Genomic DNA, 22,314 nt, shown 5'->3' with positions numbered 1-22,314 from the left:
AGCGGTTACGCAGCGCGATGGCCACCGCTTTCTTCGCCTTGCCCTGACCGACGATGTGTTTGTCGAGTTCGTGAACGATTTCCTGCGGCGTCATGGACGACATGATTACTCCAGCACCTCGATGGTGAAGTTCTGATTGGTATAGATGCACAGCTCCCCGGCAATCTGCAGTGACTTGCGGACCACTTCGACGGCTTCGAGTGCGCTGTTCTCGATCAGCGCGCGCGCTGCCGAATGGGCGAAGGCGCCGCCGGAACCGATCGCCACGATGCCATGCTCCGGTTCGAGCACGTCACCGTTGCCGGTGATGATCAGCGAGTTGTCCCGATCGGCCACCGCCAGCATGGCGTCGAGGCGGCGCAGTGCACGATCGCTGCGCCAATCCTTGGCGAGTTCGACCGCCGAACGCAGCAGATTGCCCTGATGTTTGTCGAGCTTGGCTTCAAAGCGCTCGAAAAGGGTGAAGGCATCCGCCGTTCCGCCGGCAAAGCCGGCCAGGATGCGCCCCTGGTAAATCCGCCGGACCTTGCGTGCGCTGGCCTTGATGACGATGTTGCCGAGGGTCACCTGCCCGTCACCACCCATGGCAACACTCCTGCCGCGGCGGACCGACAGGATCGTCGTGCCGTGGTACTGGTCCATACGCAACTCCTGTGGAGGTTTCTAGTTCCGCGCCAGCACGATCTCGGCCACTGCCTTCAGGCCGACGACGCGGAACAACTCGGCGAGCAGGTAGTTGGGGTGACGGAAGATGATCTGCCGGCCGGTTCCCTTGACCGTGGTCAGGACGTTGAGCAAGGCGCCGGCACTCAGGAAGTCCATGCGGGTGACAGTCGAACAATCGATCAGCACCGGGTCGTTGGCGGCAGCGTAGCCCAGCAGGTCACCAAAACGCGACGCCTTGATGTCACCCTTGAGGACATACGCTTCGGCGATCAGATCGTCGGCGGCAGCCAGCACGAGGGTATCCGGCTCGCTCTTCAGCACACGGCCAGCTTCCCATGAGGGCGGCGAGATCTCGAAGGTCACCGCGTAGTCGATCGCCAGATCCTCGAACTGCTGCAACTGTCCGCGCAACTGGCAGAACTCGAGCTTGAGCAGCCAGCAGGAGCGGTCGACCGCGCTGCCGGAAATCACCCGGCTGTCGAGCAGACCGGAGAGGTAATCCCGGCCCAGCAACTCGATCTCCCGCCGGCTCCGTTGCGCCTGCTGGAGCAGGGCAAGCAGACGTTCGCAGCCGGCCGCGTCGATCTGGCGGACCTTCGACAGGTCCACCCGCAATTGCTGACTCTTCTCGAGCGCCTGGCGCAGACCGTCGAAGCCCAGGTCGTTGGCACCGGTCAGGTCCCCCTTGAACAACACCGTCCCGGCCACCTTGGCGCTCGCCGGCACCGCGCGCATCGCCTCGCGCCAACCCGGCGGCGACTTCTCGAAAGCCTCGGCGTACTCGATGCCGAGAGCCTCGAACGGTGCCTTCAGGCCGGCCAGCCGGAAGAGATCGAACAGCATCAGCCACAACCGTTCCCCGGCACCCGACCGGTAGACCCGCGTGGCGTTCTCGAGGCGTGCCCGGACGGCGCCATCCTGGCCGTTGGCATAGAGCATGGCAGCCTCCTCGGCTTCGGCGTCGATCGGATCGAGCTCGGCCTCGAGCTGGAAATCGGTCGCCGTCTCGCTGAAGACGAATTCGCTCAGATCGAGCGGCGGCGCATCGGCCCTCGCCACCGGAGTGGCAAACGGGATGTCCGCCCTCGGCAAACCCACCGCGACCGCGACCGACGACGCCTTGTGCTTGTCCTCCGGCGCCACACCCCGCTCCTCGGCAGCGCGCGGAGTGACGGCTGGCCGGGTGAGCATCTTTTTATCCGGCGGCTGTTTCTTGAAGAACGAAAAGACCATGGGCAAGGAGAAGGCGCTTGACGGGCGGTTTTACGATGAACCGCCCTTGTAACACATCGTCCGCTCCACTGCAATTTCAATCCGGGCCGACCGCATGACACCGGCAACGACCGGAGCAGCCTGCTGTGGGAGAGGAGGCTGCCGACGGCCCGCTGGCCCCCGCTCCCCCGGCACGCCTCCGCCGGCACGCTTCTCCCGGTGGTCGACGGAAGGCGCCGAATCTAGCCGCGCTGCAGCACCGCCGGCATGACGGTCTTCGCCATGCGCTTGGCGAAATAATAGATGCGCTTCTGTTTCTCGATGAGATCCACTTCCAGGACATAGGCCGGAATGCGATTGGGTTCCTCGGCGATCAGCCGCCGTGCCTCATGCGCGGCTGCCGAATCGGCGATGCGGTTGATCTCTTCCTTCATCCCGATCACCACCTGCCCGGCACGTTCGTTGCGTTGTCCGACCGCCTGCACCGCGGCCTCGACCGACCTGGTGATCGCCTGCTGGAAACCATAGAGCACCTGCTGCGTCGCTTCGCTGACCTCGATCTTGTCGCGCACGCGATCATGGCCCAGCACGACCAGATTGGTCTCGACGATGTCGCCGATGTTCTCGAGGTTGCTGACTGCCTCCATCAACTGCATCAGTTCCCGGCCCTGCTCTTCGGACAGCGGCTGCTTGCTGATCTTGCCCAGGTAGTCGATGATTCCGGCATGGAGGATGTCGACCTTGTCGTCCATCCGCCGGATTTCCTCCAACCCCCGTGTGTCCCCCTTGATGATCGCCGGCATGATGCCCTGCAGCATGGCATTGACCGTCTCGCCCATGTGCATCACCTCCATGCGCACCTGATCGAGCGCCAGCGACGGCGTGCTCAACAGTTCCTCCTGCAGGAATCTGGGGCGCACGATGACGGCTTCCTCGGCGAGCGGCTTGTCGGGGATCAGCCACTCGACGAAACGCGCGATCTGCGTGGTGAACCAGATGAAGATCAGCGTGTTGGCGACGTTGAAGAAGGTATGCGCATTGGCGATCTGGCGTGGCGTTTCGGCGGCGAGCCGCGCCGTGCCGCCGAGGTCGGGATAGGTCGGGGAGATGGCGGTCACCAGATCGGCGATGAAGCCGATGAAGGGCAGCCAGATCAGCACCCCGCAAACATTGAACAGCAGATGGACGACGGCCGCGCGCACCGCCTCGCGCGGCTTGCCGATGACCGCCAGCAGGGCGGTGGCGCAGGTGCCGATGTTGGCACCGAAAGCCAGCGCGATGCCCGCCTGCAGGCTGATGAAACCCTGGCTGGCCATGACGATGACGATCCCCGTCGAGGCCGACGACGACTGGATGATGGCCGTGAACACCAGGGCGATCAGCACGCCGACGAGCGGGTTGTCCATCGTCTTCATCAGGGTGAGGAAGGGTTCGTAGGTACGCAGCGGCTCCATCGCCTCGCTCATCACGTGCATGCCGAAGAACACCATGCCGAGGCCCATCAGCATCACCCCATAGTGCCTGGTGTGGTCGTTCCTGGCGGTGAACAGCATGGCGAAACCGACAGCGATCATCCCCAGCGCCGCCTTGGTGATCTTGAAGGCGACGATCTGCGCGGTGATCGTGGTGCCGATGTTGGCCCCCATGATCACGCCGACCGATTGCGACAGCGACATCAGCCCGGCCGAGATGAAGCCGACGACGAGCACCGTGGTCACCGACGACGACTGGATCACCGCGGTGACCAGCGCGCCGGTGCCGACGCCCATGAAGCGGTTGACCGTCAGCCTGGCGAGGATGCCCTTCATGCGCTCGCCGGCAACCGCCTTGAGCCCCTCCTCCATCTGCATCATGCCGAACAGGAAGATCGCCAGACCGCCGAGCAGCTCGACGGTCATCATCCCCCACGCCAGGCCGCCCGCCTCATCTCCGTAGGCCGCCAGCGCCGGTCCGGCCAGCATGGCGATCAGTGCCCCGCAGCCGCACAGCACCAGCGGCAGAGCGGAACCATCGAGGAAAGTTGGATTCAGCTTCTGTTCAGCCATGGGATCGTCTTCCTCCTCAGTAACGACCGACCTGCGCAGCCGGGTCTCGTCATGCCTGCGACAAGTCACTCAAGCCGGTGTCTCGTCGGCCGGTCTTGGTGATCTCTCCTCCCCTGCGTACAAAGATACAACAAACGCGCTCCGCATGGCTCGTTTTGCCGTCTCCGGAGCGACCGGGCGGTGCTTCGGCCAGTTCCTCCCGCGTCGGGACAATCGCCGCGCCGGCCTCCCTTGTTTCAGCACGGTATTGCGCCTATCCTTGCGCCTTTGCGTGCGCCCGTGCCGCTCGACGAGCGAGCCACCGCCCCGGTCGGCGCCGGCGAGCGGGGCGCGCGTTGCGGGTCCGCAGCATTTCCACAGGCGAGGGCATTTGATGGAATCGTTGAGCGTATCAGGCATCATCGGACTGCTGTCGTCGGTCAACTGGGAACTGGCGGTGCGCCTCGTCATCCAGTGCTGCCTGTTCAGCATGTCGGCCTTTTTCTCCGGTTCGGAGACGGCCCTTTTCTCGCTCAGCCGGATCGACCTGCAGAAACTGCGCAATTCACGCAACCCTCATTCCGAGAGCATCCATGCCATGCTCGACGAACCGCGCCGGCTGATCGTCTCGCTGCTCTGCGGCAACGAGCTGGTGAATATCGCGGCGGCGGCCAACATGACCATGATCCTGGTCACCGCCTTCGGCGAGGAAGATGCCGGCTGGATCAACGTCGTGGTCATGGTGCCGCTGCTGCTGCTGTTCGGCGAAGTGACACCGAAGACCATCGCGGTGAATTTTCCGGTCAAGTTCGCCACCCTGCTCTCGGCGCGCTTCCTGCCGAAATGGATCTTCATCGTCACCCCGCTGCGCAATGTCGTGCGGATGGTCGCCGACCGCGTCACGACGCTGGTCGTCGGCGAGCATGTCGGACGCGAGAACATCCTCAAGGCCGACGAATTGCGCACCCTGATGGCCGACAGCGAGGAAACCGGCGTCATTCAGGCTTCGGAACGGGTGCTCATCGACAAGGTGCTCGAAGCCGCCGAGACCGACGTGGCCAGGATCATGACCCCGGGACCGCGCATCCGCTTCCTCGACGGCGATCTGCCGGTGGATGAACTGATCGAGCGCTTCCGCAGCTATCGCCATCCGCGCGTTCCCGTGTATCGCGGCCACTGGGACAACGTCATCGGCTTCCTGCACGCCGAGGACCTGCTGCGCCGGGTGCGCAGGCAGGACGGCGGCGCGCCGATCCAGCTCAAGGAAATTCTCAAGCCGGCGCACTTCGTTCCGCCGACCAAGAAGGTCGACCAGATGCTGGAGTACTTCCAGCGTTTCGACACCCGCGCCGCGCTGGTCATCGGCGAGTACGGCGAAGTGCTGGGCATCGTCACCATCAAGGACGTGCTGAGCTTCATCTTCGGGGAAATCTCGGGCAAGCTGCGCAGCCAGGAATACTTCCGGCACGAAGACAACGACAGTTTCACCGTGCCCGGCCACATGCGCCTGGCGGATCTGCGCACGCTGACCAATTTCGACATCGACGACCCGCTGATGAACACCATCGGCGGCGTCACCCTGGTCCTCTTCGGCCGGCTGCCGCGGGTCGGCGAGAAGGTCTTCCACGCCGACTACGAGATCACCGTCAAGGAAGTGAGCGGCCTGCGCATCACCAGGGTACGCGTCGCGCGCGGCCCCACCCCCGACGAGCCCGAGGAAACCCCGGATCAGCCGATCGAGATGGAAAGCGTTGCCGAGCCGACGGCCGACGCCTGTCCCGACGGCTTGCCGGCAGACCGGGAGCAGGAGAAGCTGGACGAATACGAGAGCGATCTGCTGAATGAACCGGAGCCGGAGCGTCGGCTCGCGGCCGAGCAGGAGGCAGCACACGACAAACCGTCGGAGCGCGCCGCAGGCGCGGCGGACTAGACACGGAGAAGAAAGATGGAACACCTTCTGCAGTTGCTGATCATCCTGCTCTTCCTCGTGCTCAAGGGGTTTTTCTCGGGCTCCGAGCTGGCCATGGTCAATTCCGACAAGATCCGCCTGCGCCATCAGGCCAGGCTCGGCGACCCCGGCGCCAAGCTGGTGCTGAACCTGTTTCGCACCCCCGACGTGATGCTTGGAACGACGCTGGTCGGCACCAACATCGCGACGGTGACGATCACCACGCTGGGCACGCTGATCTTCGTGCACCTGTTCGGCGACGCCGGCGATCTGGTTTCGGTCCTCGTCTTCACGCCCTTTCTGCTGATTTTCGGCGAGATCGTTCCGAAGAGCATCTTTCAGCAGAAGGCGGACGCCATCGCGGTCAGGATCATCTACCCCTTGCGCGTCTTCTCCTACCTCTTCTATCCGGTCATCTTCGTCTTCAGCCGGGTCGCCCGCGTCGCCGCCCGCCTCTTCGGCGGGGCCACTTCCGGGCAGAGCGGCTTCATCAGCAAGGACGAACTGCGCGTCCTGATCGATCTCTCGGAAACCGCCTCGGACAGTGCCGCCACCGCCAAGCAGCGGATTCGTCGCATCTTCCGGTTTGCCGACACGACGGTCGGGGAAGTGATGACGCCGCTGGCCGAGGTGATCGGCTTCAACGAGGCACGCGACATGAGGGAAGCGGTGCGCCGCGTCTGGGCCTCCGGATTCAATCGGCTGCCGGTCTTCCGCGGCAACATCACCAACGTCACCGGCGTGCTGACCCTGAGCACCTGGGATCTCCTGCTGCCGGACATCGAACAGCGAGCCGTGCACGAATTCGTCAAACCCGCCCTCTACCTCACCCCCAAGCAGAGCCTCGACCAGGTGCTGCCGATGCTGCGCGCGCGCGCCGATCACATGGCGATCGTGGTCGACGAATTCGGCTCGGCGATCGGCATCCTGTCGATGGAGGACATCTTCGAGGAAGTCGTCGGCACGGTCGATTCCGGCTACGACTTCGACACCATGAAGACGCGCCGGGTGAGCATCGAGGCGCTGGCCGACGACATCCACCTGATCAGCGGCAGGGCGCCGATCTCCGAGCTCAACGACTCGCTGCAGCTCAATCTGCCGGTCGGCGAGGCGCACACCCTGGCCGGCTTCCTGATCAACCGCCTGCGCCACATCCCCGAGGTCGGCGATGGCCTGGTCGAGCAGGGTTATCGCTACACGGTGACCGCAGCCGATGCGCGGACGGTCAGCCAGGTGCGCGTCGAGCGGGTCTAGCGGCGGGGGCGGAACGACGCCCGCCAGCAGCGGGCGCCGGCTCAGAAACTCAGGTTCATGCCGGCATGGAACGAACGCCCCGGGCCGGGAACGTTGGTGCCGTAAACCATCGGTCGCTGCCCGAGGTAAGCACCACCGAGCGGCGATTCGTAATACCTGTCGAACAGATTCTCGATGCCGACATCGAAGCGCAACTGTTTCCACTCGTAACTGCTGCGCAGGTTGAGCAGGCCGTAACCGCTGGTTTCCAGCTCGTTGCGGACCTGCGAGACCTTCGTCTTGGCGTCGACGAAGACGCCTTCGAGCGTGTTGGTCCATCCCCCGAAGCGTTGCACCAGGGCGATCCGGGCGTTCAGGGGCATGATGTGATACAGATTGTCGTCGCTCTCGGGGTTCTTGCCACGCACGTAGCTCAGCACGCCGTTCATCCCGAGATCGCCGACCGCACTGTTGGCGAGCAGCGGGAAGGTGCCGGTGAGGTCGGCGCCGTACAGCCGCGCCGACTGGTTGACGAACTCGAGGTACACAAAGCCCGTGCTGCGGGTCAGATTGCTCCCCTGGCAAGGCGACAGGCCGCTGCCGCCGGAACAGCGTCGCGCGTCGATATAGTCCTGCACATAGGTGTAGTAAGGCGTCAAGCTCAGACTCCATTGCTGGCGGCCCGCATCGTGCCAGCTGGCGGTGGCACTGAGCGTGTTGGCCACCTCGGGCTGGAGATCGAGATTGCCGACGTAACCATTGCCGTCGCCGAACCAGTTGACCATGTTCATCGCCATGGCGTTGTTGGTGGACCAGGCGTAACGCTCGTAGAGGTTCGGCGAGCGCGTCTTGCGCGCAAAGCCGGCCTCCCAGGTCTGCTGCTCGTCCGGCGTGAAGCGGAGCAGTGCGCTGAGGTCGAAATTGTGGTCGGTCCGGCGGCGGTCGGCGGCGTTGAAGGCGCCGGGAATCGAGTTCGGATTGGCCGGGTTGCCGTACATCAGCACGTTATAGCCCTGCACGTCGCCGCTATCCATCCACACGGTGCTGCTGCGCAAGCCCAATTGCGACAACCACTGCCCAGTCCAGCGCGCTTCCCACTCGCCGAAGACATCGAAGCGGTCGCGCTTGCCGTCGTTGATGTTCCAGAAGGTCGAACCCTTCATCCCGGCCATCGGCATGGCGACGACCGGCGAGATCGGGTCCCACCAGTCGTCCAGATGGTACTTCTGATAATCGCTGCCGACCCGGAAGAGATCGCGTTCGGAGGTCTGGAAATCGGCCTTGAGCAGTGCCCCGCTGGTCTTGCCGTACGTCTCCATCGGCATGCCGGCCGGGTTGGCCATCATGCCCTGGGTCTGCTGTTTGTCTTCCAGAAAGTTCATCTGGTGACGGGTATCGTCGTGATAGACGCGCCCCTCGAGAGAACCCCACTCGTACTGTCCGAGATAACGGAAATTGACCTTGGTGCTGGTGTTGTCGGTCAGGTCCATGCGCTGGTTCGGAAAACCCTGATAGGGAATGTGCTGGTAAGCGACCTTCAGCTCGAACAACTGGTTGGCCTGACGCAGGGCGAGACCAAGCAACTGATTCTCCGACTTGTACTGCGACGAGCCCACTTCGTCGGCCGCCAGCCAGGCGGTGCTCCCCTCGGACTGGGCGGCCGGCTTGAAACTGCCGCCGGCAGTGTAATTCCCGGCCTGCGCGATCGATCCCGAGTAGCTCAGAGCGAACATCTCGTTGGCCAGCGTGGCCGACAGGTTGGCGCCCCAGGCAGCACCGTTGCTGCGGTAGAAGGCTCCCGCCCGGCCGTTCGCCAGCGTCCCCTCGCCGGCCCGGGCAAACAGCGGCGCCGGCGAGTTCACCACGATCGTCCCGGCGATGCTGTCGCCACCGACGCTGACCGGCGTGATCCCGGCAAACACCGTCGCCGTGCCGACACTGGTCGGGTCGACATAGGACAGGGGCGGGTTCATGTGGTTGGCACAGGACGCAATGAGGTCCATGCCGTCGACCTTGATCCGGATGCGGTCATCGGCCAGGCCGTGCAAGGCCGGCAGGCTCGAGACGCCGCCGGCACCATACAGGCTGACGCCCGGCAGACCTTCGAGCAGGCGTGCCGAATCGCTGGTCGCCGCGCGCTGTGGCGCGATGTCGGCCGCGTCGAGGCGGCTCGCGGCAAAGGGTTCACGCTCCGCGATCCTCGTCGCGCGCACGACGATCTCGCTCATTGCCGGCGTCGGCGAATCTTCCTGCGCTCCGGCGCCCGGCCCGAAACTGGCCAGTGCCAGGGTCACGGCGAGCGCGACCGGTTTCCTAGTGAAGTGCATGACCAACCCTCCCTGTTTTGTCGTCGGCGGCATTCTAGGGAGCGGGAGGGCACCGCGGAATGTGGCATATCGCCGCACAGGTCCTGGTTCCTGATGCGGATCAGGAACGGGCTCGCCTACCGCAGCGGCACGTCACCCGGCCAGCGCAGGCGGCGCGGCCGGGGGCAGGGTCAGGTCGTCCGATTCGGCCGGCAGGAGTCTTTGCGCGATCTCCCGGGCCCAGGGGTTGATTTCGCCGTAGGTCTTGACCAGCCGCCCTTCCGAAGCGCGGAAGAGCAGCCGGGCGCGCGCGTTGTCCACCGAATTGTCGTAGAGGTAGGTGCGATCGGCCAGCCAGGCGACGAAATAGCAGTAGGCCAGCGAGCGGGTGTAGCGCGCGATGATCTTCGGAATCGGCACGTCGTGGCCGCCCTCCATGACGCGCATCGCCACCCGCTTGGCATTGATCGAGGGATCGTCGGTGCCCACGAAGAAGAGACGGATGAAGAAACCGGCGTCGCGCGCCCGGCGGATGTAATCGAGCTTGTCGGGCGCCGAGAGGACGGTTTCGAAGGCCAGGCTGCGGCCCTGCTCCAGGCAGTGCTCGCGCATCTCGGTGGCCCGCTGCGCCGCCTGGATGACCGCCTGCGGCGAGTTCCAGTCACCGAACTCGTCGCGCGCGATGAAGTCGGGATTGACGTAGACGCAGCCGCCCATCCATTCGTGCATCAGCAGTTGCTGGGTGATCGAGGTCTTGCCCGAGCCATTGGGACCCGCCACGACGATCAGTCGGGGCCGCGCCCCGCTGTTCATGCCTGGCGACGCTGGGGCAGCTTGATGGCCGTGATTTCGGCGCGCAGACGAAGCATCAGTTGCGCGCGCGCCGCATCCGCATGCCGCCGCGCCGCGTCGGCAACCGCCTCCATCAGGTCGTCGAGTTGCTCGTCGGAGGGTTCATGGCTGATGTCATTCAGATCGAATGGTGGTATTTGCATCGTTTTCTCCCGACTCGCTCAACATTGACCGATTGCCGCCCGCGGCCTGCCCGAGCGGCCGATTCTAACCCAGAATGCGCCGCCTGGCCGGCCGGCGCGACCGCTTCGGCGATCAGGCGCCGACCAGCACCGTCTGCACGGCGCTCCATTCGCCGTTGGCCTGATCCTTGTCCCACCAGCGCAGGCGGTAGTCGCGGATCTCGGGCACTTGCGGGGTGGCCAGCGGGCGCTCGTCGTAGGTCGGCTTCTGCGTCGCGCTGGCGAGAAACTGCCAGGCGCCGCCGGCGACGCGGCTGTCGATGGCGACGCCGTCATGGCCATACTTGGTATAGTCGAGGCGCACCCGGCTGCCGTGCGGACCCTGCTCGAGCGTCGCCGAGAAGACCGGCACCGGGTGCTCGCTGCTGTCGGCGACGGCGATCACTCCGAGGTCCTGACCGATCGCCTCGCTGTAGGCGGCGTGCAGCTTGAGGCGCTGCACCTGGTTGTAGAGCCGGTTGAGGACACCCGGCGGGCGTGGCCCCGGCGGCGCGCTGAACACCGTCGCCGCCGGCGGCGCGACGGCGAGCGTGCCATTGCCGCTGGCGATCAGGTTCTTGAACGCGGTGGCCTGCAGCGCATCCTGCTGGATCGCCGGATTCCAGGTATGCAGCAACCACACCAGATAGGCGATGTCGGCCTGGGTGTTGCCGATCTCCTCGCCGGAAAGTCCGAGCGACGGCCCGTGCACGGGCAGTTTGGCGGCATAGTTGTTGAGCCAGGTGATGCGATCGGCTTCGCTTTGCGGGAAATAGCGTTGGGCAGGCATGTCGGAATCCCTCCAGTGGTGGTGTCGAGACGGGGATGTGGCGGGATCGTCCCGCCGCCGGCCATTGTAGTCCGCCGATCGTGGAATTTGCCGCACCGCGCGCCGCCGCTTTCCCGCGCTGCCGGCAGCGCGGCGCTGTCCGCCGGCGGCTGGCCGTGCGGCGCCGTCGCCGCAGCACGGTGCCGACTTGGTCAGCGCGCTGCGCCGCTCGGCCAGCGCCGTCCGCCGTCGCGCAGCACGGGGAGGGCCGGCCGGCGGCACGCGCTTCCGTTCTCCGGCGACTGTCCCGAGCCGGCAGCGCCAACCGACCCGCCCGCTGTCGAAAAATCTTACACCGGTCACATGGAGGCGTGGCGAAAGGCCCGGCCGGCGCCCGGAAACTCGCTTCAGACGATTGAATCGATTCATCTTCTCCTCCCATCAAGAACTCATGGAACGGTCTTTGCTTTGCGAAGGGCAGCCGTATCTTGCCGTCGGTAAACGAAGCACCGGCCGCCTGGTCGGCAAATTTCCCGGACCTCGCAGACGCACCTCATTTTTTGAAAAATCATCACCACCAAGGGATCTCGACATGAACAAGACACTCACTCCCCTGCTCGTCGCCGGGCTGCTGGCCGGCACGACCCTGAGCGCCAGCGCCGCGGTGATCGACTTCACCGGCGGCACCGTCACCCGACTCGACGCCACGACCGAGACGACCAACAACACCGTCACCTGGGACAACGTGGACTATTACGAGGAAAACGGCTTCCGGCTCGATTTCCTTCCGAACGCCGGCAGCACCGGCTTTGCCACCAACGTCGGCAACTACTACGGCGCCGGCAACGACGTGATTCACGCGCACTGGGCGACCGGCAACTATGGCGGCGTCACGGCGATCGAGATCACCAAGATCGGCGGCGGGACCTTCGACCTCAACTATTTCATCCTGACCTCGAACACCGATTTCGGAGGAGGCGCGGCCAGCGGCAACGAACAGGCCTGGATCGAAGGTTTCGCGGCCAACGTTTCGACCGGCGCGGCCGTCCTGCTGCCGCCGGAAAACTGGGGATTCCCCGCCACCCAGATCTTCCTGGGCAGCGCGTTCGATGCCGTCGACCAGGTCCGTTTCTACGTCACCAACGCCGTGGACTGCTTCGGCATGGACGAGTTCTACATCGACCAGGCGCCGCCGACCGTACCCGAGCCGGCCAGCCTGGCGCTGCTCGGCATCGGTCTGGTCGGGCTGCTGGCGCGCCGCCGGCGGACCTAGTCCGTCCCCGGCCGGACGGCACAAGCCCCGCTCCGGCGGGGCTTCCTGCTTCCTGCCCGGCGGCCGGTCGACCGAACCGCCGCTGCTTCGCGCGATCGGGAGGCGGCGCCGGACCGATCATGAAGGCCGGGAAAAGGGGAGGCGCCGCGGCGATCCGGCGACGGCGCGCCGGATGATTGACCGCCGACCGCGCAACCGTGATACTGCGCGCTCCCCCGCCCCGGACCGCCCGCGCATGCCTGATCACACCCGGCCACCTGCCTTCCTGCCCGGCGCGCGCCGCCTGCTGTGCGCCGCCGGCGCGGCGCTGCTCGCGCTGCCCGGACAGGCCGAAACCCTGCTCTGCCACCTGACCTACGGCGGCGAGACGCGCCTCCTGCGCGCCGCTCCGGTGAGCACGCCGTACGCCGTTCCGGTGCAGGCGATCGGCTCGTACTTCCTCTTCCGCATGGTCTTCCAGAAGGAGCCGGCGGACCTCGCGGCGATCAAGCTCTACGTGTTCACCGAGCGCGCGAACGGCGCAGCGCCGATCCTCCAGGTCACGCATCCCTATCCGCCCGTCCGGCCGGCGTCGGCGGCGTACGGCTTCACCGGCCTGAACAGCGTCTACGAGCCGATCCGCGACGGCGAGCTGCAATTCTGGTGCGAACTGTCCGCCGCGCCGGGCGGCGCAGCATGAGCCGCGCGCTGCTCTGCCGTGCGCTGTTCGGCGCGCTCTGCCTCGCCCTGGCCGGGGCGCCGGCGGCCGATCCGGTCCGCCTGCTGTTCGTCGGCGACATCATGCTCGACGACGGGCCGGGCCGCCTGATCGAGCACGGCGGCGACCCGCTCGCCCCCTTCGCCGCGCTGCTCGCCGAGGCCGACTACACGATCGGCAACCTGGAATGTCCGATCGCCAGCACCGGCCAGCCGCTGGAGAACAAGATCGCCAGCTTCCGCGCCCATCGGCGCGTCCTGCCCGTGCTCGCCGGACGCTTCACCGCCCTCTGCCTGGCCAACAACCATTCCGGCGACTACGGGCGGGCCGCCTTCCTGGAGACCATCGCCGGGCTCGACGACGCCGGCATCGCTTCCTTCGGCGGCGGGCCGAACCTGGCGCAGGCGCACCGGCCGCTGTGGATCGAACGGCGCGGCCTGCGCCTTGCCGTGCTCGCCTACAACGAGTTCAAGCCGCGCTCCTTCGAGGCCGGCGCGGACTGGCCGGGGATTGCCTGGAGCGAGGACAGCCAGGTGGTGAGCGACATCCGCGCGGCGCGCCGCGCCGGCGCCGATCTGGTCATCCCGTTCATGCACTGGGGCTGGGAGGGCGAGCCGCAGCCGAGCGCCCGCCAGCGCCAACTGGCGCATCTGATGATCGACTCCGGCGCCGACCTGGTGGTCGGCGGCCATCCGCACGTGACGCAGGGGGTCGAGTATTACCAGGGCCGGCTGATCGTCTATAGCCTGGGCAACTTCGTCTTCGACGGCTTCGACCATCCGGCGGCGAAGAGCGGCTGGCTGCTGCGCCTGACGCTCGACCGGCAGGGCCTGCTGGCCTGGGATACGCTGAACGCGCGGATCGACGAGGACGGCACGCCGCATCCGCAGCCCGGCAGCCGCGCCCCCTGCGGCCGGCGCGCCGACCCGCTGATCGGCGAATGCCGCTGGCCGTGAGCCGGGGCGCGCGCTACGCCGGCAGTGGTGGCGCGGCCGGTGCGGCGAGTTGCCGCTCGATGGCCGCGAACAGCTCGCGTTCCTCGAAACGAACGTGCGCCTGCAGCAGTTCGGCGCAGGCCAGCAGCGTCCCGGCCTGCGGCGGCAGCAGGCTGGCCGCGCACTGTCGCAGCCGGCGATGCTCGTCGAGCGTGCGCGCCACCAGCGCGCTCTGGCCGGTCGCCGCCAGCCCGGGCAGGAGGTCGCTCTCCTCGCGCAGAAAATGCGCCTCGATCTCGCCGGCCAGCGCGTCGCGCAACTGCGCCGCGGCGGCGGCGATCGGCTCGGCGGCGGCGGAGCGGGCGGCCCGCCCGGCGTGCAGGGCGAGCCTGAGGGCGTCATGGTGCTCGCGCGACAGCGCGCGGAGGGCAGCGGATCGTTGCATGACGGAATTGTCGCCCGGCCTGCGCGAGGAACGCCTTGACCTGGCTCAAACCCGGCGCGCCGCCGGCCGCAGCGGCAGATACACCGGCGGCGGACTCACTTCGCCGGGCGCCGGCGGCGCGCCGTTTCGAGCTGCTGGCAGAGCAGCTCGGCGCCATCGAGCAGGCGCGGCGTGTGCCGCTGGATGAGGTCGGGCGGCACGAAGAAGAGGTTGCCGCGCGCCACCGCGCTGATCGACGTCCAGCGCCGCCAGTCATCGAGCCATTCGGGACGCGCCTCACCCATGCCGCTGGCGACGATCACCTCGGGATTGGCGGCGATCACCGCTTCGACGGTGACCGTCGGCGCCATGCTCTCGAGCCGGGCGAAGACGTTCTCGCCGGCGCACAGGCGAATGACGTCGGAAATGATCTGCCGGCGCCCGACGGTGAGCAGCGGCTGTTTCCAGATCTGGTAGAAGGTGGGCACCGGCGGGCGGCTGCCGTAACGCGCCTGCAGGGCGGCCAGTCGCCGGCGGAAATCGTCGGCCGCGCGGCGGGCGACCGGCTGGCTGCCGGCCAGTACGCCGAGGCGTTCGATCTCGCTGGCAACGTCGGCAATCTGGTTCGGCTGCGACACGTAGATCGGAATGCCCAGGCTGCGCAGCCGGTCGAGATGGGCGGCGGCGTTGCCGCTCTCCCAGGCGATGATCAGATCGGGCCGCAGCGCGGCGACGCGCTCGAGATCGATCTGCGAGTAACCGCCGACGCGGCTGATGCGGCTCGCCGCCGGTGGGTAATCGCTGTAGTCGACGGTGCCGACGACGTGTTCGCCGGCACCGGCGGCGAACAGCGTTTCGGTCAGGTGCGGCGCCAGGCTGACGATGCGTTTCGCCGGTTGCGCGAGGCGCACGGTCGCCGCCGTGTCGTCGACCACGCCGACCTCGGCGTGCAGCAGGCCGGCGGCCAGCAGTAGCAGCGCGCTGGCGGTCGGAGCAACGAAACGCGGCAGGGAAGACACGACAGACATGCGACAATCACGACGACGAAACCCGGAAACCCCGATTCTACGATGAACGACCGCCCCACCCCCAGCCTGATGGTCCAGGGATGCACTTCGGACGCCGGCAAGAGCCTGCTGGTGACCGCCCTGTGCCGGGTGCTGCACCGCCGCGGCGTGCGCGTCGCCCCCTTCAAGCCGCAGAACATGGCGCTCAACTCGGCGGTCACCGTCGATGGCGGCGAGATCGGCCGCGCGCAGGCGCTGCAGGCGCTCGCCGCCGGCCTGCCGGCGCACTCGGATTTCAATCCGGTACTGCTCAAGCCGGCGACCGACCTGCGCGCGCAGGTGATCATTCACGGCCGCGCCCTGACCGACCTCGACGCGCGCGACTACCACGCCTACAAGCCGCGGGCGCTGCAGGCGGTGCTCGAGTCCTGGCAGCGCCTGCGCGACCGCTATGACTGCCTGATCGTCGAAGGGGCCGGCAGTCCGGCGGAAATCAACCTGCGCGATCGCGACATCGCCAACATGGGCTTCGCCGAGGCGGTCGATTGTCCGGTCATCCTGATCGCCGACATCGATCGTGGCGGCGTCTTCGCACACCTGTGCGGCACGCTCGACCTGCTTTCCCGCTCCGAACGGGCGCGCGTCAAGGGCTTCGTGATCAACCGCTTCCGTGGCGACCCCGCTCTGCTCGAAAGCGGACTGCGCTGGCTGGAGCAGCGCACCGGCAAGCCGGTGCTCGGCGTGCTGCCCTATCTGCACGGACTCTATCTCGATGCCGAGGACGCCCTGCCGCGCCAGACGGAAAGCCGGAGCGGCGCTCGCCTGCGTGTCGTGGCACCAGCCTACCCGCGCATCGCCAACCACAACGACCTCGATCCGCTGCGCTTCCACCCCGAGGTGGACTTCCGCTTCGTCGGCCCGGAGCAGACGCCGCCCGCCAGCGACCTGATCGTGCTGCCCGGCTCGAAGGCGGTGCAGGCCGACCTCGCCTGGCTGCGCGCGCAGGGCTGGGAAGAGGCGATCCGCCGTCATCTGCGCTACGGCGGCCGGCTGATCGGCATCTGCGGCGGCTTGCAGATGCTCGGCCGCGAGCTGCACGATCCGCACGGACTGGAAGGTCCGCCGGGCAGCAGCGCGGGCCTCGCCTGGCTGGACTATGAGACCACCCTGGCACCCGAAAAAACGCTGGAGAACGTGCGCGGCACGCTGCTGCTGCCGGCAGCGGCGGCGCTCGCCGGTTACCGCATCCACATGGGAGTGACCAGCGGTGGCGCACTGGCCAGGCCGGCGGCGATGCTCTCCGGCCGGCCCGATGGCGCCCTGTCGGCGGATGGCCAGATTCTCGCCACCTACTGCCACGGCCTGTTCGACTCGCCGCCGGCGCTCGCCGCCCTGCTGACCTGGGCCGGCCACCGCCCGCAGCACGATTTCGACGCCGGCCGGCGCCGGGAACAGGACATCGACCGCCTGGCCGACGCCGTCGAAAAGCACCTCGACCTGCGTCGGATCGCCGCCTGGCTGCCGCTGATGACCGGCGCCCGGGCAGACCGTCCGCAGTCCTCCTAGCCTGCCGATTCCTCGCCGCGCACCAGCAGCAGCGAGGTCTGCGCCTTGCGCACCAGACGCTCGGCGACGCTGCCGACGAAAAAGCGCTCGATGCCGCGCCGCCCGTGCGAGCCGACCACCAGCAGGTCGGCCTGCCACTCGCCGGCCGCCTCGATCAGCATGTCGGAGACGTGTTTGTCCTCCGATTCGATCAGCCTGATCTCGGCTTCGATGCCCGCGGCGCGCGCCGTTTCGAGCAGCCGGCCGAGGAAACCCTGCGCGCCGAGACGCAATCGGGCCTCGGTCTTGCCGACGCTGTTCGGCAGCATCATCGCCACCTCACGCTGCGCCAGCAGGGTTTCGTCGATCGCATGGCAAATCGCCATTTGCGCCTGGTTGCTCCTGGCCAGTTCGATCGCCGCCTGTATCACCTGGCTGGTCATGAAGCTCTCGTCAACGGCCACCATGATTCGCTTGTACATTGGTCCTGCCTCCTGGTTGGGCAAAGTGGTCAGACAGGTCGAACGATAGCACCGATCGACCGTCGGCAGCACAGCTTACTTGAGGGTCAGCGGCAGACCGGCGGCGACCAGCGTCACCCGCTCGCAGACCGCCGCCACCCGCTGGTTGAGCCGACCCTGCTCGTCGGCGAACAGTCGTGACAGGGCAGCCATCGGCACGACGCCACAGCCGACCTCGTTCGACACCAGGATGATCCGCCCGGGCAGTTGCGGCAGCAGGTCGATCAGCGCCTGCGTCGCGGCGGCCAGGCGCGGACAGCGAATTGGTTGACCGGCTTCCGCCTGGTTGGCCGCTTCGCCGGCAAACAGCAGATTCGACAACCAGAGCGTCAGGCAATCGACCAGCAGGCAGGCGTCCGGCGCCGCGTGCCGGCGCAGGGCAGTCGCCAGGTCGAGCGGCTCGACGACCAGCCCCCATGCCGGGCTGCGCCGCGCCTTGTGATGTTCGATGCGGCGCGACATCTCGGTGTCGAGCGCCAGGGCGGTCGCCACGTAAATGACCTGCCGCCCGCTCTCGCCGGCCCGTTGCTCGGCGAGCAGACTCTTGCCCGAACGGGCGCCACCGATGATCAGTTCTCGCATGCCGGCAAGCTTAACATGCGTGGCGACTGGTTATAATCGGGCTCCCTCCCTCCCGGGCCAGTCCACATGCGCTTTGCGATCCAGACCATCTCTCCCCTGCCCGGCCTGCAGGCACGCATCGACGGCAAGACCAAACCTCCGGGCTCGCTCGGCAGGCTCGAACTTCTGGCGCTGCAGATCGGCATGATCCAGCAGTCGCTGACGCCCAGCCTCGACCGGCCGCATCTGCTGATCTTCGCCGGCGACCACGGCGCTGCGCGCGCCGGGGTTTCGGCCTACCCGCAGGAAGTGACCTGGCAGATGGTCGAGAATTTCCTTGGCGGCGGGGCGGCAATCAATGTCTTCGCCCGCCACAACGGCCTGGCCTTGCAGGTGATCGACGCCGGCGTGGCGCACGACTTCGGGGTGCGCCACGGCCTGCTCGATGCCAAGATCGCCTTTGGTACACACAATTATCTGGAACGTGCGGCGATGAGCGCCGAGCAGCGCGATGCCGCACTGGCGCGCGGCGCCGCCATCGTGCGCCAGGTGGCCGATCAGGGCTGCCGGGTGATCGGCTTCGGCGAGATGGGCATCGGCAACACCGCCGCCGCCTCGCTGCTGACGCATCATCTGACCGGCGCCCCGCTGGCCGACTGCGTCGGCCGCGGCACCGGCCTCGACGACGCCGGGCTGGCCCGCAAACAGGCCCTGCTGGCAAGCGCCGCACAACGCGCCGCCCTGCCGCTGGCGGCCGACCCGCTCGAGGTGCTGGCCGAATTCGGCGGTTTCGAGATCGCCATGCTGGTCGGCGCCATGCTCGCCGCCGCGGAAAGGCGGATGCTGCTGCTGATCGACGGTTTCATCGTCACCGCCTCGCTGCTGGTCGCCGCACGGGTCGCCCCGGCCGTACGCGACTACTGCGTCTTCTGTCACCACTCGGCCGAAGCCGGCCATCTGGCCCTGCTCGGCGCCCTGCAAGCCACCCCGCTGCTCGATCTCGGATTACGTCTCGGCGAGGGCACCGGCGCCGCCCTCGCCTGGCCGCTGGTCCGCGCCGCGGCCGCCTTTCTCGACGAGATGGCGAGCTTCGCTTCCGCCGGCGTCAGCCAGCCGAACTGAGCAAGCACGGCGTGCCGGTGGTCGCTGCGCGGACAGCACCCGGCGCCCCGCCGGCGCATCAGAGCAGCATGGCCACGACACTGCCACAGGAAAGCGTCGCCAGGGTGCCTGACAGCAGCGTGCGCGGGCCAAGTTCGACGATCTCGGAACGCCGCTCCGGCAGCATCGCGCACATCCCGCCGAGCAGGATGCCCAGACTCCCCAGATTGGCGAAGCCACAAAGCGCGTAGGTCATGACGATCCGGCTGCGTGGTGCCAGAGCCCCGGATGAAAGGCGCGCCATGTCGAGGTAGGCCAGCAGTTCGTTGAGCACCGTCTTCGTCCCCAGCAAGGCCCCCGCCACCCCGGCCTCGGCCCAGGGAATGCCGGCCATCCAGGCGAGTGGCGCCATCAGCCAGCCGAGCAGACGCTGCAGCGACAGGGGGGCACCCGCCAGGGTCGGCAGCAGTCCCAACAACTGATTGGCCAGGCTGACCAGGGCCACCAGGACGATCAGCATGGCCGCGATGTTGATCATCAGGGCGGCCCCCTCGGCCGTGCCACGGGTGATCGCTTCCATGCTGCTGTGGTCGGTTTGCGGCAACGGCAACTGACGCCCGCTGCACGCACCCTCGGGCGGCACCAGCATGACCGCAAAGACCACCGCGGCCGGCGCACTGATGAACGATGCGGCGAGGATGTGAGCCAGCGCATCGGGCACCGTCGGGCCCAGGATGCTGGCGTAGAGCGCCATCACCGTTCCCGCCACCCCCGCCATGCCGCCGGTGAGAATGATGAACAGCTCGCCACGGCTGACCCCCGCCAGGTACGGGCGCACCAGCAATGGCGCCTCGACCATTCCGACAAACACGTTGGCGGCGGTGGACATGCCGACCACGCCCCCGACACCCAGTGTTTTCTCGAGCAGCAGGGCAAAACCGCTGACCAGCACGGGCAGGATGCGCCAATGATAGAGCAGCGCCGACAGGGCGCTCATCACCAGAACCACCGGCAACGCCTGAAAAGCGAGCACGAAGCTGCTGCCGGGCAGCGTTTCCGCATAAGGCAGCGCAGCACCGCCGAGAAACCCGAACACCATGCTGGTCCCGTCACGGGTGGCCGCGGCAATCGCCAGCAGGGCGTCGTTACAGGCGGCAAACACGGCGCGCGCGCCCGGCAGGCGAAAGATGAGCAGGGCCAGCAGCATTTGCAGAACGACGCCGCCAAGAACGGTACGCCATGGAATGGCGTTGCGCCGGGACGACATCAGCCAGCCCAGGCCGAGCAGCATCAGGTAGCCGACGACGGCCTGCAACAGTGGATTCACCGTCATCCAGAACGAGATGTCACGGCCGCAGGCAGAACCGGACCATGCCTTGCCTCCGGCGCGGCAGCCACTTCCGCCAGGCTGGCCTGCCTGATCTCGGCATCGCCCAACAACAGGCTACCGGCCTCTGCCCTGCCGCCGCTCGCCGGCCGAGACGCGCGCCGCAGAGGCGGCTGCCGGCGGCTGCGCGAACTCGGAACGCACCTGGCTGGAATGGCGATAGGCTGGCTGGATCTCCGTCTCCGGCGTGGCCGGTACGTCGCGCGGCACGGCCGTGGGTGCCGACCCTGGCAAATCGGGAGCAAAACGCGTGCCATGATTGCGCTCGTAGCGCTCCAGGAAGCGGCGCATCTGTTCATGGTCGGGGCAGTCGAGCGGCACCAGGCAACGACCAAAGACATCGTAGATGATTGACGGCGGAGGTGCCGGACCGTAGGTCGCGAACCACCGACCAGCCACCTGGCCGCCGACCACGAGGCTGTCGGCAGCCGCCTCGATGGCGAGCAGGGCCAGACCGACGGCAATTAATGGAGAAGTGCGCACGATACGCCAGTGTAGCGCACCTGAGAACAGTAGTTGCCGCTTTCCGGCCCGGATACCGGCAATCCGCTGCGCGCCCGGCACGGGCGTCGCGTCGCGCACAAACAACACGGCTTCGTGGAAATGCGCACAGACTTTTCTCGTGCCCCGCGTAAAGTCGGGGCTGCTTTCTGCTGCTTGCCGGCCATTGACAACAGCCTCCCGACCGAGGTCACAGGAGTCACCGCCATGACTTGCCCAAACTGCCATTCGCCCAATGTTCGCCGTTCGCAACGCCGCGGCCTGAAGGAAGGAACCGCGCTGCGACGCAAACACCTCGCCCCCTATCGCTGTGTCGCCTGCGGCACACGTTTCATCGCCCCGGCGGAGGCGGTCACGGAAGAGCAGCGCGCCTTGTCGATCGCCGACTACCTGGGCCTGACCGGCAGATCGCGACAGTTGTTTACCGATCACGTCATCCTGGGTGGCCTGACCTCCCTGCTCCTCGTGTTGAGCATTCTGCTCTTCTTCTCGCTCGCCTTCGGCTGGATCGACCCATTCTCTCTGAACAGTCGCTTCGCCTGAGCGGCACAGGATATTCCCCTTTTTCGCATCCAAGGCCGCACTGCGCCAGTTCGGTGGTAGAATTTTCAGTTGATCGACGCGCTAGCCGGTCAACCATCAAGCTTTTGGCTCGTTGTAGTCATTTCATCGTCAATAAGGAACCCCCATCATGAAGAACTCCCTTCTCGTTGCTGCGCTGATCGCTCTTGCCGTTACCGCCTGTGGCAAAAAGGAAGAAGCCAAGCCGGCCGCTGCTCCGGCGGCTGCTCCGGCCGCGGCTGCTCCGGCTGCCGCCCCGGCGGCCGCTCCGGCGGCTGCGCCTGCTGCCGCCCCGGCCGCCGATGCTGCCAAACCGGCCGATGCTGCCAAGCCAGCCGACACCGCCGCCATGGACAAGGCCAAGGAAGTCGCTGGTGCCGCCGCCGCTGGCGCTGCCGATGCTGCCAAGGATGCAATGAAGAAGTGATCGTCCGCACAGCAGCAGAAAAGCCGGCTCGCGCCGGCTTTTTTTGTGCCCACCGCTTCAGTTCAGTTGTCGCCAGTCGAAGCCCCGTTGCTGATCGGCGACGCCAATCCACTCCTCGCCACAACCAAGCGCCGAGGCGAGCGCCCTGCTGGCGAGTTGCGGCCGGTTGTTCTCCTGACTGAGGTGTGCGGCCACCACATGCT

At 67.0% G+C, this 22,314-nt stretch carries 22 protein-coding genes; 9 read left to right on the top strand and 13 right to left on the bottom strand.

Annotated elements, in window-relative coordinates; translation table 11 throughout:
* Window positions 1-105 precede the first annotated feature (105 nt).
* From hslV to JNK99_RS08145, 3 genes are all read right to left on the bottom strand, one after another.
* A complete protein-coding gene (gene hslV / locus JNK99_RS08155; RefSeq protein ID WP_291851193.1) occupies window positions 106-642 on the bottom strand; it encodes an ATP-dependent protease subunit HslV in 537 nt (178 codons plus the stop codon).
* Between the two features lie 21 nt (window positions 643-663).
* Window positions 664-1,857 (bottom strand): STAS domain-containing protein, encoded by a 1,194-nt coding sequence (locus JNK99_RS08150; RefSeq protein ID WP_291851191.1) that lies wholly within the window; start codon window positions 1,855-1,857, stop codon window positions 664-666.
* Between the two features lie 263 nt (window positions 1,858-2,120).
* Entirely contained in the window at window positions 2,121-3,923 is a 1,803-nt protein-coding gene (locus JNK99_RS08145) for a Na/Pi cotransporter family protein (protein WP_291851187.1), read from the bottom strand.
* 373 nt (window positions 3,924-4,296) lie between these two features.
* On the opposite strand from JNK99_RS08145, the gene JNK99_RS08140 reads away from it, so the two are divergent.
* Both JNK99_RS08140 and JNK99_RS08135 read left to right on the top strand, forming a co-directional pair.
* On the top strand, window positions 4,297-5,832 hold the full coding sequence (locus tag JNK99_RS08140; protein WP_291851185.1) for a hemolysin family protein: 1,536 nt from the start codon (window positions 4,297-4,299) through the stop codon (window positions 5,830-5,832).
* Window positions 5,833-5,847: 15 nt separating this feature from the next.
* Window positions 5,848-7,104, top strand: a complete 1,257-nt coding sequence (locus tag JNK99_RS08135) for a hemolysin family protein (protein WP_291851183.1) — start codon at window positions 5,848-5,850, stop codon at window positions 7,102-7,104.
* A 41-nt stretch (window positions 7,105-7,145) separates the two neighbouring features.
* Here JNK99_RS08135 and JNK99_RS08130 read toward each other — a convergent pair whose 3' ends face one another.
* The 4 genes from JNK99_RS08130 to JNK99_RS08115 all read right to left on the bottom strand — a co-directional run bounded on the left by JNK99_RS08130 (window position 7,146) and on the right by JNK99_RS08115 (window position 11,192).
* The gene (locus JNK99_RS08130; RefSeq protein ID WP_291851180.1) at window positions 7,146-9,410 is read right to left on the bottom strand and encodes a TonB-dependent receptor; all 2,265 of its coding nucleotides are present in this window, start codon (window positions 9,408-9,410) and stop codon (window positions 7,146-7,148) included.
* A gap of 132 nt (window positions 9,411-9,542) precedes the next feature.
* Window positions 9,543-10,202: a zeta toxin family protein gene (locus JNK99_RS08125; protein ID WP_291851177.1), complete on the bottom strand. Its 660-nt coding sequence runs from the start codon at window positions 10,200-10,202 to the stop codon at window positions 9,543-9,545.
* Window positions 10,199-10,384 carry a hypothetical protein gene (locus tag JNK99_RS08120; RefSeq protein ID WP_291851175.1) on the bottom strand — a complete coding sequence of 62 codons (186 nt, stop codon included), beginning with the start codon at window positions 10,382-10,384 and terminating at the stop codon, window positions 10,199-10,201. The genes JNK99_RS08125 and JNK99_RS08120 overlap by 4 nt, the downstream gene beginning before the upstream one ends.
* A gap of 112 nt (window positions 10,385-10,496) precedes the next feature.
* A complete protein-coding gene (locus JNK99_RS08115; protein WP_291851172.1) occupies window positions 10,497-11,192 on the bottom strand; it encodes a hypothetical protein in 696 nt (231 codons plus the stop codon).
* Between the two features lie 571 nt (window positions 11,193-11,763).
* On the opposite strand from JNK99_RS08115, the gene JNK99_RS08110 reads away from it, so the two are divergent.
* From JNK99_RS08110 to JNK99_RS08100, 3 genes are all read left to right on the top strand, one after another.
* Window positions 11,764-12,444, top strand: coding sequence for a PEP-CTERM sorting domain-containing protein (locus JNK99_RS08110; protein WP_291851170.1), 681 nt, complete (start codon window positions 11,764-11,766; stop codon window positions 12,442-12,444).
* A gap of 235 nt (window positions 12,445-12,679) precedes the next feature.
* Window positions 12,680-13,123: a hypothetical protein gene (locus tag JNK99_RS08105; RefSeq protein ID WP_291851167.1), complete on the top strand. Its 444-nt coding sequence runs from the start codon at window positions 12,680-12,682 to the stop codon at window positions 13,121-13,123.
* Window positions 13,120-14,097, top strand: a complete 978-nt coding sequence (locus JNK99_RS08100) for a CapA family protein (protein WP_291851165.1) — start codon at window positions 13,120-13,122, stop codon at window positions 14,095-14,097. Before JNK99_RS08105 ends, JNK99_RS08100 begins: the two co-directional genes overlap by 4 nt.
* Window positions 14,098-14,110: 13 nt before the next feature.
* Here JNK99_RS08100 and JNK99_RS08095 read toward each other — a convergent pair whose 3' ends face one another.
* Window positions 14,111-14,521, bottom strand: coding sequence for a hemerythrin domain-containing protein (locus tag JNK99_RS08095; protein ID WP_291851162.1), 411 nt, complete (start codon window positions 14,519-14,521; stop codon window positions 14,111-14,113).
* A gap of 95 nt (window positions 14,522-14,616) precedes the next feature.
* Complete coding sequence (locus tag JNK99_RS08090; RefSeq protein WP_291851159.1) at window positions 14,617-15,528, bottom strand: cobalamin-binding protein; 912 nt, start codon at window positions 15,526-15,528, stop codon at window positions 14,617-14,619.
* Between the two features lie 42 nt (window positions 15,529-15,570).
* Here JNK99_RS08090 and JNK99_RS08085 point away from each other — a divergent pair, with 42 nt between their 5' ends.
* Entirely contained in the window at window positions 15,571-17,073 is a 1,503-nt protein-coding gene (locus tag JNK99_RS08085; protein ID WP_291851157.1) for a cobyric acid synthase, read from the top strand.
* Here the strand turns inward: JNK99_RS08085 and JNK99_RS08080 are convergent.
* The gene (locus JNK99_RS08080) at window positions 17,070-17,534 is read right to left on the bottom strand and encodes a universal stress protein (protein WP_291851154.1); all 465 of its coding nucleotides are present in this window, start codon (window positions 17,532-17,534) and stop codon (window positions 17,070-17,072) included. The genes JNK99_RS08085 and JNK99_RS08080 overlap by 4 nt on opposite strands.
* A gap of 75 nt (window positions 17,535-17,609) precedes the next feature.
* Window positions 17,610-18,155 carry a bifunctional adenosylcobinamide kinase/adenosylcobinamide-phosphate guanylyltransferase gene (gene cobU, locus JNK99_RS08075; RefSeq protein ID WP_291851151.1) on the bottom strand — a complete coding sequence of 182 codons (546 nt, stop codon included), beginning with the start codon at window positions 18,153-18,155 and terminating at the stop codon, window positions 17,610-17,612.
* Window positions 18,156-18,221: 66 nt separating this feature from the next.
* Here cobU and cobT point away from each other — a divergent pair, with 66 nt between their 5' ends.
* On the top strand, window positions 18,222-19,256 hold the full coding sequence (cobT, locus tag JNK99_RS08070; RefSeq protein WP_291851148.1) for a nicotinate-nucleotide--dimethylbenzimidazole phosphoribosyltransferase: 1,035 nt from the start codon (window positions 18,222-18,224) through the stop codon (window positions 19,254-19,256).
* Window positions 19,257-19,314: 58 nt separating this feature from the next.
* Here cobT and JNK99_RS08065 read toward each other — a convergent pair whose 3' ends face one another.
* The gene (locus JNK99_RS08065; protein WP_291851145.1) at window positions 19,315-20,568 is read right to left on the bottom strand and encodes a nucleoside transporter C-terminal domain-containing protein; all 1,254 of its coding nucleotides are present in this window, start codon (window positions 20,566-20,568) and stop codon (window positions 19,315-19,317) included.
* 111 nt (window positions 20,569-20,679) lie between these two features.
* Window positions 20,680-21,210 (bottom strand): hypothetical protein, encoded by a 531-nt coding sequence (locus JNK99_RS08060; protein ID WP_291851143.1) that lies wholly within the window; start codon window positions 21,208-21,210, stop codon window positions 20,680-20,682.
* Between the two features lie 120 nt (window positions 21,211-21,330).
* On the opposite strand from JNK99_RS08060, the gene JNK99_RS08055 reads away from it, so the two are divergent.
* Both JNK99_RS08055 and JNK99_RS08050 read left to right on the top strand, forming a co-directional pair.
* Window positions 21,331-21,666, top strand: coding sequence for a hypothetical protein (locus tag JNK99_RS08055; RefSeq protein ID WP_291851141.1), 336 nt, complete (start codon window positions 21,331-21,333; stop codon window positions 21,664-21,666).
* 148 nt (window positions 21,667-21,814) lie between these two features.
* Window positions 21,815-22,111 (top strand): hypothetical protein, encoded by a 297-nt coding sequence (locus JNK99_RS08050; protein ID WP_291851139.1) that lies wholly within the window; start codon window positions 21,815-21,817, stop codon window positions 22,109-22,111.
* Window positions 22,112-22,314: the final 203 nt, after the last annotated feature.

Origin of the sequence: Accumulibacter sp., from assembly GCF_016789985.1 — a bacterium.
Classification (GTDB): Bacteria; Pseudomonadota; Gammaproteobacteria; order Burkholderiales; family Rhodocyclaceae; genus Accumulibacter.
The sequence above is the reverse complement of the archived record's forward strand: the minus strand, read 5'-3'. Positions and strand labels throughout refer to the sequence as shown.